10 protein-coding genes are annotated in these 11,262 nt (G+C 52.3%); 4 read left to right on the top strand and 6 right to left on the bottom strand.

The window, feature by feature from the left end:
* Positions 1-37: 37 nt before the first annotated feature.
* The 3 genes from ACP5D4_RS18830 to ACP5D4_RS18840 all read right to left on the bottom strand — a co-directional run bounded on the left by ACP5D4_RS18830 (position 38) and on the right by ACP5D4_RS18840 (position 3,377).
* A complete protein-coding gene (locus ACP5D4_RS18830) occupies positions 38-214 on the bottom strand; it encodes an ATPase domain-containing protein (protein WP_428013155.1) in 177 nt (58 codons plus the stop codon).
* A 119-nt stretch (positions 215-333) separates the two neighbouring features.
* Positions 334-1,179 carry a prolipoprotein diacylglyceryl transferase gene (lgt, locus tag ACP5D4_RS18835; protein WP_428013156.1) on the bottom strand — a complete coding sequence of 282 codons (846 nt, stop codon included), beginning with the start codon at positions 1,177-1,179 and terminating at the stop codon, positions 334-336.
* Between the two features lie 110 nt (positions 1,180-1,289).
* Positions 1,290-3,377 (bottom strand): PAS domain-containing hybrid sensor histidine kinase/response regulator, encoded by a 2,088-nt coding sequence (locus ACP5D4_RS18840; RefSeq protein WP_428013157.1) that lies wholly within the window; start codon positions 3,375-3,377, stop codon positions 1,290-1,292.
* Between the two features lie 1,151 nt (positions 3,378-4,528).
* Between ACP5D4_RS18840 and ACP5D4_RS18845 the strand changes: the two genes are divergently transcribed.
* Positions 4,529-4,939: a gamma-glutamylcyclotransferase family protein gene (locus tag ACP5D4_RS18845; RefSeq protein ID WP_428013158.1), complete on the top strand. Its 411-nt coding sequence runs from the start codon at positions 4,529-4,531 to the stop codon at positions 4,937-4,939.
* Positions 4,940-5,036: 97 nt separating this feature from the next.
* Here the strand turns inward: ACP5D4_RS18845 and ACP5D4_RS18850 are convergent, their stop codons facing one another.
* The gene (locus tag ACP5D4_RS18850; RefSeq protein ID WP_428013159.1) at positions 5,037-6,380 is read right to left on the bottom strand and encodes a D-alanyl-D-alanine carboxypeptidase; all 1,344 of its coding nucleotides are present in this window, start codon (positions 6,378-6,380) and stop codon (positions 5,037-5,039) included.
* A gap of 262 nt (positions 6,381-6,642) precedes the next feature.
* Here ACP5D4_RS18850 and ACP5D4_RS18855 point away from each other — a divergent pair, with 262 nt between their 5' ends.
* Together ACP5D4_RS18855 and sixA are read left to right on the top strand one after the other, a co-directional pair.
* Positions 6,643-7,029, top strand: coding sequence for a hypothetical protein (locus ACP5D4_RS18855; protein WP_428013160.1), 387 nt, complete (start codon positions 6,643-6,645; stop codon positions 7,027-7,029).
* A 140-nt stretch (positions 7,030-7,169) separates the two neighbouring features.
* The gene (gene sixA, locus ACP5D4_RS18860) at positions 7,170-7,670 is read left to right on the top strand and encodes a phosphohistidine phosphatase SixA (protein ID WP_428013161.1); all 501 of its coding nucleotides are present in this window, start codon (positions 7,170-7,172) and stop codon (positions 7,668-7,670) included.
* A 4-nt stretch (positions 7,671-7,674) separates the two neighbouring features.
* Here the strand turns inward: sixA and ACP5D4_RS18865 are convergent, their stop codons facing one another.
* Positions 7,675-7,917, bottom strand: coding sequence for a hypothetical protein (locus ACP5D4_RS18865; RefSeq protein ID WP_428013162.1), 243 nt, complete (start codon positions 7,915-7,917; stop codon positions 7,675-7,677).
* Between the two features lie 194 nt (positions 7,918-8,111).
* Between ACP5D4_RS18865 and ACP5D4_RS18870 the strand changes: the two genes are divergently transcribed.
* Positions 8,112-10,880: an efflux RND transporter permease subunit gene (locus ACP5D4_RS18870; protein ID WP_428013163.1), complete on the top strand. Its 2,769-nt coding sequence runs from the start codon at positions 8,112-8,114 to the stop codon at positions 10,878-10,880.
* Between the two features lie 83 nt (positions 10,881-10,963).
* Here ACP5D4_RS18870 and ACP5D4_RS18875 read toward each other — a convergent pair whose 3' ends face one another.
* A complete protein-coding gene (locus ACP5D4_RS18875; RefSeq protein ID WP_428013164.1) occupies positions 10,964-11,215 on the bottom strand; it encodes a DUF4351 domain-containing protein in 252 nt (83 codons plus the stop codon).
* Positions 11,216-11,262 lie beyond the last annotated feature (47 nt).

Below are 11,262 nucleotides of genomic sequence, written 5' to 3' on the forward strand. Positions count from 1 at the left end.
TTCATGGGTAATTTTCGAGGAGATTATATCTCCCACTTTACACGACCAGTGCCCGCTCGCCGTTGGATTGTCCGGAGACAAGGAAGTGCAACCCGAGGGTGGTTTTACCGCAACCGGGGCCGCCTCGAACTAAGTACGACCCCCCCGGAACCAGTCCGCCGTGGAGAACGCGATCGAAACCAGGAATTCCGATAGAAAGGCGCGGGTTGGACATGAGATAGAAATGAGTTGCCTCCCTCTCTGGCGAAGCTCTAGTTATAGCTTAGCGCGGATATTGCCGTAAAACTCACTTTTGGGGAGGCTTGTGACACTTTGTTGGCACAAAATCGGGTCTCAATCGAATTTTTGGGGAACGATTTCCGGTAAGCGGCGATTAAAGTGATAGAGCCATACCAGTCCGAGGGTTCCTAACAGGATACCGACTAAACTCACCACTTGGGCGATGCGTAAGGGCCCCAACATCAAGCTATCGGTTCGCAAGCCTTCAATCCAAAAGCGACCGAAACTATAGGCCGCCAAATAGGTTAAAAACAGAGTTCCCGGTTTAATATTCCAGTTTTTTCGTTCTCCTTGAAAAAACAAGGTCATCAACAGAGCAAAAACGCAGAGGTTCCAAATGGATTCGTAGAGAAAAGTAGGATGGAAATAGGAAACGTCGAGGTATTCCAGGGGACGCCGTTCGGGGGGAATGTAGAGTTTCCAGGGTAAATCGGTGGGACGCCCAAAGGCTTCGGAGTTGAAAAAGTTCCCCCAGCGACCGATGGCCTGACCTAAAATCAACGAAGGGGTGACTAAATCGGCCAGTTGCCAAAAGGGAAGTTTGTTAAGGCGGGAAAAAATCAATCCGGCGAGGATACCGCCGATGACTGCGCCGTGAATGGCAATGCCGCCGCGCCAAATGGCGATAATTTGTTCGGGATGTTGGCTGTAAACGTCCCATTGAAACAGGACGTAGTAGAGGCGGGCGCAGGGAATGGCGGCGAGGACGCCCCAAATGGCATAGTCGCCGATGAGTTCGGGATCGACGCCTCGGCGTTGGGCGAGGTATTGGGCGAGGGTGACGCCGATGAGGACGGCACTGGCGATGAGGAAGCCGTACCAGCGCACGGTAACGGGGCCGAGTTGGAAGAGAACGGGCCCGGGAGAGGTGAAGGTCAAGGCAAGCAGCGATAAAGACACGGTTGTAGAAGAATCGTTGTCGATGGAGTGGTTCGGAGGGCGTGGTTCTGGGTCTAACGACACCGGGATCGATCGTGAACTCGTTTCATCATAAGACGAGGCACGAACGCTCACTCCGATCGCTGGTAGGGAAAATGGGGCGAGACGGGGGATTTGTTGGCAGAAGTGGGGGATAAGGAGAGGTGTTGGCTGAGAACCCCTGCGAGGCGATCGCAGCCGATGGGTTTGCTGAGGTAGTCGTCGCATCCAGCGTTCAAGCAGCGATCGCGATCGCCCACCATCGCCAAGGCAGTGGTGGCGATGACGGGGATGTTCTGCCATCGAGGATGGTTTTTGATGTGGCGGGTAATTTCCAAGCCGTTGGCGTCGGGAAGATGGACGTCCATCAAGATGCAGTCGGGGCGATGTCGTTCGAGATAGGATAGGGCGTCGCCGCCGCGACTGACGCGATCGACGTGAAATCCCCAAAATTCCAGGATATCTTGCAGGAGTAGGGCGTTCGCGTCGTGGTCTTCGACGAGTAGCAAGCGCACGGCGTTCGCCCGCACGGAAGGGTTGAGGACGCAAGGGCTGGTTTGCGAGTGAGAACGGGTTCTCGGACGCTGGAGGGAGAGTTCGATGGTAAAGCGACTGCCTTTTCCGAGTTGGGACTGACAGGTGACGGTACCGCCGTGGAGTTCGGCCAGTTTGCGAGTGAGTGCCAGTCCCAATCCGGTGCCTTCGTGTTGGCGAGAGAGGGAACTGTCGAGTTGCTGGAAGGGTTGGAACAATAGGGATTGTTGCTCTTGGGGAATGCCGATGCCTTCGTCCCAAACGGTCAATTGCAGGCGATCGCTCTCCTGTCGGACTTCGATGCCGACGTCGCCGCCGGGATGGGAAAATTTGACGGCGTTAGAAAGCAGGTTGACGAGCATTTGTCGCAGGCGCAGTTCGTCCCCTTCTAGGGTATTGATTTGGGGATCGAGGTCGGTGTGGAGGGTGATTTGGCGCGATCGCGCGGGTTCGCTGACGAGGGCGATGGTGTCGGCGCAGAGTTGGGGAATCGAAACTTCGCTCAAGTCCAGTTCGAGTTTTCCGGCTTCGACTTTGGACAGGTCGAGGATATCGCCGATGAGTCGCAGCAGGTGTTCGCCGCTTTCGTGAATGCGTTCGAGATAGAGCTGTTGTTTGTCGTTGAGAGTGCCGTAAATTTCTTGAAGCAGGAGGTTGGCGAAGCCCAAAATCGAGGTCAGCGGCGTTCGCAGTTCGTGGGACATATTGGCCAGAAACGCCGATTTGAGCTGGCTGGCTCGTTCGAGTTCGTGGTTTTTATCTGCCAATGCCACTTGTGAGGCTTTTTGGCGGCTGATGTCGTGGAAGAGAACGAACAGGTGACTGACTTGGCCGCCCTCGTCGGGAACGGCGGTGATGGAGATGAGGCTGGGAAAGCGGGTGTCGTTGTCGTGTTGGCAGAGGATTTCCCCACTCCACCCGTAGGGATGGCATCGCAGGGCGTTTTGGATTAAGTCGTCGATGTGGGTGTCGGCGTCGGGGGACAGGAAGAGATTGGCACTTTGACCGCAGAGGGCGTTGACGTCGTAGCCGAAGGCGCGGGCTGTGGCGGCGTTGGCGTAGACGATCGTGCCGTTGCGTTCGAGGATGGCGGCACTTTCTCCGGCAGCATCGATGGCTTGGTGGAACAGTTGCAACTGGCGCTCGAATTGTTTGCGTTCGCTCACGTCCCGCACCACGGCGAAAACACCGACGGGTTTGCCGTTTCGATATTGCAGACAGGCGTTGATTTCTACTTCGACGATCTCCCCCGTCAGGGGTTGCAGCCGGACTTCTAAGCCGTTGAGTCGCCCGTGGGCGTTGAGACTCTCGAAGGCATGGTGCATTTTTTCGCGATCGCTCGGGACTATGAAGTCGAGGAGCGATCGCCCTTTCCACGAGATGGCACTACATCGTAACAGGTGTTGTCCGTAGGGATTGAGAAAGGTCAGGCGGCGATCGAGATCGGTTGTGTACACCATCTCATCGAGGCTGTGGAGGGGATTGCAGGTGAGACTGTCTGTGTCGAGAAGGGTGTTGGGTGACGAACTCGATGTTTCGGGTCGGTGCGAATTTCGATCGCCGAACGGACAAGTGAACTGTTGCAGTTGCCGTTCGAGTTCTGCAACTTTTCGACGTAGTTCGTCATTTTCGCTTTGTAAGGACATAAGGGTTTACACCAACCGTGCCAAAACTTGGATGACATTAAAAAGCTATGTTAAGGGAGGTTCTATCAGCGGATTCGGTCGCCCGAACTGCCTTCAGCCTTGCTGGGTTCCATCATCTCTAATCTAACCGAACCCGGCGCGGGCAGATCGCCTAACGGTCTGCAATCGGAGGAATACAGCCGCACTCCCCATCGCCGAACGCATCGCAATTGAGGCGGCGATCGCTCTCTGCTGGCGATGGAGACTCTGTTTCTCGACCTTTATGTTTGGCCGCACTGTCCGATCGCTCTGAACCGCGTTTCAATCGGACGCAATGGCAATCTGACTGAATTGAGGCACTCACAGAGAGCTGTCTTCGATCGCGCTATTTGATGTTGACTTGTCTTGTTTTATCGTTTCTATTTTATCAAAAATAAATTATACAATCAATTAAGCCAAAATAGGATTTTCTTTTTCCTTCACCCTATCTTGTATTAGCGCAACTTCTTCCCCGCAGAGAATTGACATCCGTTGAAAAACTCAAAAAAGCAACTACGCCCAGTCTTAAGAAAGTTACAAAAATTGACGATCGTGAGTTTTGAATATATACAGGTCTTCGGAGTTTGAGGTGATAAACGGATTTTATGTCTGGTCATCCCCCCTTCGCCCCCCTTTGAAAGGGGGGTTGGGGGGGATGCGACCCTCCCCAGATTTTGTCAAATTCACAAATTACACCCGAATCTCCGAAGACCCATATACTTTTCCTTTGCACTGCGCTCAAACGCCCCACGGGAACTCGTAAGTCCTAGAAAGTTTAGTGGATCGCCTGTTTAAATCTTACTTTAGAAACTTATCTAAACTTATCTACTTTTATTCCAACATAAAATATTACAATTATAGCAGAAATCCGAAATGATTCCTGGCAAAATCCCCGATCGGTTCAGGGCTGTGCGAGATTCCCGTCATCTCCAACGGGAATCTGGAGACCCTCCGACCTTCTGTCGAGCTTGAGTTTCACCTCTGTTAATTGCCCTAATTGACTTAGGATTGCTATATGGCAAAATTAGTAAGAAATACCAAACAAGAGCCAAAAAACTAAACCTTTAATTTCAAAATACCCTATAATCGAAAAACCAATCATACTGCCATCAAGCCAGCCTCCAAAAATCGAGATGATACGAGTCTTCGTATACGGTACGTTACAACCGGGCGAACGATTTCACAAGCCGTACTGCGGCGATCGCGTCGTTGCTACCCAAGCCGGAAAAGTCCGGGGGCGATTGTACCATCTGCCCCCCGTCAACTATCCCGCGATGACGGTGGGCGAAGACTGGGTTGAAGGCGTCGTATTGACGTTGAACCATGTCAACGCCCTGGAGAAACTGGACGAACTCGAAGGCTACAAGCCCCATCGCCCCGCCTCTCAAAACGAATACAACCGTTACGAAATCGACGTTTTCGACCTCCACGATGCTAGTAAATCCCTCTGCACCGCTTGGGCGTATTTCATGACTCGAGAACGAGTGCGATCGTTCGGGGGAATTTGGCTGAAAACCGGGAAATGGCAACAGAGGGCGAGATGAGGGGATGATGAGATGAGGGGATGATGAGATGAGGGGATGATGAGATGAGGAAATGATGAGATGAGGAAATGATGAGAGGGAGAGAAACTGTCGATTATCAATTATCAACGATCGACTGATTTCTCGATCTCCACTGAGAGGTTTCGCCGTTCGTCGCCAGTTCCCTCGGTAGCGTATCGACCGCCCCCCATTGAGATTCCAAGGCTTGTAATAAGGCTTCTTGGGTCGATCGCAGAGTTTCCGTATCCGTTCCGCCGTTCATCATCGCAAACCACACCACGCCGCGATCGCGCGTCGGTAAACCGCCAGAAATCGTACTGACCCCGTTCAAACTTCCCGATTTAATCGTCGCCAACCTCGGAAGCGGACGCACTAACAAAATTCCTTCGTCAACTCCTGCGATCGCTACCACGTCCGATACCGTCATATTCCGAGATGCCAATTCTCGATTAATCGCCAAATACATAGCGACAGCAGTTCGCGGCGAAATCTGGTTTTCTTTCCCCAACCCCGAACCGTTAATCAGTTGAATTTCCTCCTCCGGAACCCCCGTCGCCGCCAGAACTTCCCGAACCACCACATCTGCACCCCCCATCGCTTTGGCGAAAGTGTGGGCGATGGCGTTGTTGCTGTAGCGGTTCATCTGTTTCAGCAATCCCGCCACGGGAATCGATTCGTGACGAATCCGCAACCTGGCGTTTTCCGGGGGGTCGGAGACGACGCGAACCGTTCCAGCGATGTCGAGTTGCGGACGTGGCTTGTCGGGGGGAAGGGTTCGATACTGGGTTTCCGCCTCAGCGTTCCAGAGATTGGCGTTCAATCCCTGTTTCAGAAGTTCTCCGGAATACGCCACGTCTTCTTCAAAGTTCATGTAAAAGGTTCCGGCGAGAATTAAATCTCCCGAGACGCGATCGATCCCCAGTTGATTGAGTAAATTTCCCACTTCGATGGCGTCTTCCCACACGAACATGGGATCGAGATTTCCCACCACCACCAAATCGCCATCGAGAACGCCGTTTTCCAGGGTTCCCGTAGTTCTAAATTCCGTGACGAAACGTCGATCGACCTCGAAAACCCTCAATGCGGCTAGGGTTGTAGCGATTTTGGTGACGGAGGCGGCGGGAAAGGGCGTCGTTCCGCGAACGTTGGCGAACAGCCTATCATTGCTTTGTATCCAAACGCCCTGTTTCGCGGCGTCGAACCCTTTAGCGGCTAAGCCGTCGAGAATCTCGAGAATCTGCTGTTGAACTGCGGCGTCGGGGTTCTCTGGCGATAGCAGCGGCGGCGAAGGCGTCTCAGAAATGGCGGCTTGTCGAACGTCGGTGTTGGCGGGCGGTTGGGAGGTTGAGGTGGCGGCGGTGTCGGGGGTTGCGGTACATCCGACGAGAGTTGTTAAGAGGAGGAGGGTGGGAAGGAGGGGGCGATGGCAAAACTGCTGCATGACACGGCGATCGAATAATTGTTTTCTAGAGTCTGTGTTGAGTTTATCCTGTTGGGAACCTCTCAAACTTGAATTGGCGGACTTCAGAAACCGGGTATCTTGGAGAATCTCTGTTTCGGATGTCCGATATTTTACAGATACTCAGTTTCTGGCCATTGTTTCTGGCTATTGACCGAATTGAGAGGTTTCTAGACTCGTTTGCGATCGCCGGTCGGGGACTTGTTACCATAACACTATCAAAAATATCTTCGTCTTACAGATAATGGAAACGCTGTTGCTCGTTTTGGCGGTTTCGGCTTTTTTCGGTTCGTTTTTCTACAAGCCAAAACCGAAAGGCCTTTCGGCTGAGGATAAATCCACTCTGCAAGATTTTCTCGACAAGCCGGATGGATTTTTGAACGATTATAGCAAAACTCAAGACCTATTAAAAGTTGTCCAAAAATGCTCGGACAAAGAAATACTAGAATTTTACAATAAATTGCGATATAAAATTGGAGTCTGGAAAGATAATTTTGGAGAGGTAAAAATTGCGCCAATCTTTGAAGATATCGCTTTTTTGTATTACCAAAACCAAGATAAAGATGCAGAAAAAGATAAAATAAAAAAGCAAATACGGGAAGATTTTAAGTTTTTATGTCAGTCTCGCTAAGGAGATAAGGATCGTCTCGAACGCTAAATTTTATCGAAAACTGCGGGCAAACTGCGGGCTTCGAGTTCGCACCAAACTGCGATAGGCTAAAATCAGGAAATACGATCGTCAAAAACTCGACTTTAAACCAACGGTATCTCATGACGCAACTGTACTTAATTCGCCACGGTATCGCCGCCGATCGCGCCGAATACAGCAACGACGAAGAACGCCCCTTGACCGAAACGGGTAAGAAAAGAACGAAAAAAGTGGCGAGCCGCCTCAAAGCGTTCGATTTGAAATTCGATCTCTTACTATCGAGTCCTTTAGTGCGGGCTAGACAAACCGCCGACCTCCTCAAAGAGTCGGGGTTGTGCGACGATGTAGAAATCTTCGATCCGTTGGTTCCTGAAGGGGCGATTCAAGAGTGGATGGCGTGGTGGGATACCTGGAAAGCGGAGAAGGGAAACCAAGGCTCGATCGCCCTGGTGGGACACCAACCGGATTTAGGAAATTGGGCAGAAATTCTCGTTTGGGGAGACGCGGGGGACAGACTCATCGTCAAGAAGGCTGGCGTCATCGGCATCGAGTTACCCGAAAGCGGTTCTCCCGTCGGACGCAGTCGTCTGTTTTGGCTGACTCCCCCGCGTTTGCTGCTATAGGCAGTTATCTCTTGTTGGCGTCGATGGCTTGCTTGGCATAAGCCAGGGCAGCTTCGAGGGACGGTTGCCCTTCAGCAGTGGCGAATCCATTGGTTTTCAGTTCGTTACCGTAGGGATCGATAACCGTCACCCACCACCACGATCGACTGTACCGAGGTACGATCAGATGCCCTTTATAGACTTGAGATCGGACCTGAGATTCGAGTTGGGATAGATCGGCTTGTTGTTGAGAAGTCGTGCTTGTCATGGTCTTCGAGTATCTCCATTGAGAGGACAATGGACGATACACCCTCCTACTTTTTCATTATGTCTTGTGAAGGGGCGATCGACTTCACCCTTATCCCAGTTAAAAAGTCGAGACTCCCCTAGACACAGCCAGACAGTTACTCTTTAAAGTTTTGATAAAGCCAAATTCGGCAACAGTTTAGAACCAAATTGACGATGACACAGGTTTCGTGGAGAGAACGGTTAAACATTTCTAAATGGGCGATCCGTCACGGGTGGCTGATGATCGCCGTCTGGTTGGTGGTAGCGGTAGCGGGGTTGTTCGCCTATCGATCGCTCAAATACGCCCTGTTTCCCGATATTACGTTCCCTGTCGTCGTCGTCAACGCCTCCGCCGACACCGACACCGCCCTCGAAACGGAATCTCTTCTCACCGAACCCATCGAAGCGCAAGTTCAGTCCGTAACGGGACTCGACGACGTAAAATCCACAGTGTATGCAGGGCGAACGGTGGTGAACCTGCTCTTTGACGTGGGGACCGATTTACAGTCGTCCACCGAGGAAGTCGAGGAAAGCCTCGCCGCCTTGCAACTTCCCGACGCCGCCGACTACGAAGTGATTCCGTTTAACCTCAACGAATCAGCGGCGATGAGTTACGCCTTGCGTAGCGACAATCTGGAGATTTCCGAGTTAGCCGAAACCGCGCGATCGCAACTGATACCAGAACTCGAAGCGATCGAGGGCGTGTTACGAGTAGACTTACTCGGCGATGCGGCGGTATCAGAGGTTGAAGACGCCGAACCCCCCGAAAATACCGACATCGACAGTTTCGATCCCAACCCTCCCACCCTCACCCGATTCAACGGAGAACCCGCCCTCGCCGTACAAATTATCAAACGAGGCGACGCCAACACCTTAGATGTGGTGAGTCGCGTCGAGAACGCCGTCGCCGATTGGGATAGCCAATTTCGAGACATTCAATTCAACTTAGCCGCCACCCAAGCCGACTACATCCGCGAAGCCACCCAATCTACCATCGATGCATTGTGGTTGGCGATCGTGTTAGCCGTGGTGGTGATTTTCGGCTTTCTCCGCAACTTCCCCGCCACCCTAATTACCGCCTTGGCGATTCCCATTTCGCTGCTGGGAACCTTCATCGTCATGGCGATGTACGACTTTAACTTAGAGACGATTACCCTGTTGGCGTTAGCCTTAACGATCGGGATTATCGTAGACGACGCGATCGTGGAAGTGGAAAATATCGCCCGTCACATCGAAGAAGGAAAAACCCCCAGAGAAGCGGCGATCGAAGCCACCAACGAAATCGGCTTAACCGTCTCGGCGTCGACCTTAACCATCGTGGCGGTATTTCTCCCGGTAGCGTTGATGGGAGGTACCGTCGGACAATTTTTCAAACCCTTCGGATTGACAGTTTCGGCGGCGGTTCTCACCTCGTTGTTAGTCGCGAGAACCCTGTCCCCCGTGTTAGCGGTATATTGGTTGAACGCCAACCCGAGAACGACGCCATCTCAGGACGAAAAAGAGATTCCCCCTGGGGCGATCGAGATCTTGTACCGTCGTATTTTACAGTGGTCCTTGCGAAACCGCCTGTTGACGCTGGCGATCGCCGTGGTGACGTTCGCCGCTGGCGTCGCCTTGGTTCCTCTGATTCCGAAGGGGTTCGTTCCCCAACTCGATCGCGGCGAGTTCAACATCCTCTACACTGCCCCGTTACCGGAATTTCCGCAACCGCAAGTTTCCCCAGATCTCGATCGAGATCTCGACTTAGAGAATTTACCCGAAACCGCCAATCTCGACGAACTTCCACCAGATCTCGAAATCGACGCCATTCCCCAGAATGTTGAAAGCGGGGGAAAAGGGGAGATAGGGGGAGATTTCGATCCCCGCTTGTTCGTTCTTGAAGACGCCGCCGATGTCGCCGCCGAATTAGAACCCGTGGTGTTAGACATGGCGGATGTGGAGTCTGTTTATTCCATTGTGGGCTATCGCGGCGAACCGAACCGAGGAAAACTCTACGTTCAATTAAAGAGCGATCGCACCACCGACACCGTCACCATCCAAGCGCAACTGCGAGAGGAATTACCCAAACTCGAAGGCGTCAAACTGAGTGTCGAAGACATCCAATTCGTCGAAATCGGCGATACCAAACCCTTACAAATCGCCCTGTTAGGAGACAATTTAGACAGTCTCGATCGAGCCGCCAGAGACATCGCCGAAGAAATGGAAGCCTTACCGGGGCTTGCAGACGTGGAAATCATCGGCGGAAACGAAAACGGAACCATCGAGACAATTACCCGCCAGGGGGGACAGCATGTCGCCTACATCGAAGCCAACCTCAGCGGGGGGGAGGCGTTGGGAAACGTCACCGATAAAGTCGTTGCGATCGCCCAAACCGTCATCCCCGAGGACGTGCAGTTGGATTTAGGCGGAGACGCCGAACGCAGTAGCGAAGTATTTCGCAGTTTCGGGGGAACCCTAGCCTTATCCGTCGTTTGTATGTTGGCGTTGTTGGTGCTACCCTTCGGACGCTTATTAGAACCCATAGTAGTGGGGTTGTCACTTCCCTTAGCAATGGTGGGGGCGTTATTGGCGTTGCTGGTGACGCAAAGCGACTTCGGGATTATTTCCCTGCTGGGGTTAATTTTCCTGCTGGGATTGTTAGATAAAAACGCCCTGTTGCTGTTGGATTACGCGAATCAGTTGCGGAAGGCGGGAAAAAACCGCATTCAAGCCATTTTACAAACAGGTGTCGTGCGATTGCGTCCGATTTTAATGACAACGGCTTCGACAGTATTGGGAATGATGCCGATCGCCGTTGGATTGGGGGCGGGGGCGGAGTTGCGCCAACCGATGGCGGTAGCGATTATCGGCGGGTTGTTAACTTCGACGCTGTTGAGTTTGATTGTGGTTCCGGTGTTGTACGTGGTGTTGGAGGATTTGTGGAAATGGGTGAGGGGGAAATAGGAGTTTCAATATCCACATACTCCATCATAGAATTGAGAGGATCGAGACCCGCTTGAGTCACAAACTCGGAATACCCACTTCTATTATTCAGAAGAAGACTCGGAAGTATTTTCCTGCAACCAAGTTTGCAAATCGTCGAAACTCGTAAAATCTAATAATGCTTCTGCTAGGGCTTCTATTTGTGCCAGCGGTAACGCTATGATTTGACTCGAAATTTCAGGGGGAATTTCCCCAACCCGTCGAGGGAGTAGTCGCAGCACCATAGCCGCCGCTTCTTCCTGAAGACCCGCCTGACGACCTTCTTCAAGCCCCGCCTGACGACCTTCCTTTGACATCCTCACCGCCCTAGAAGGACGGTGATTCCTACCCACAGGTAGTTACT

Source organism: Baaleninema sp. (assembly GCF_049974805.1).
Taxonomy (GTDB): Bacteria; Cyanobacteriota; Cyanobacteriia; order Cyanobacteriales; family Geitlerinemataceae; genus Baaleninema.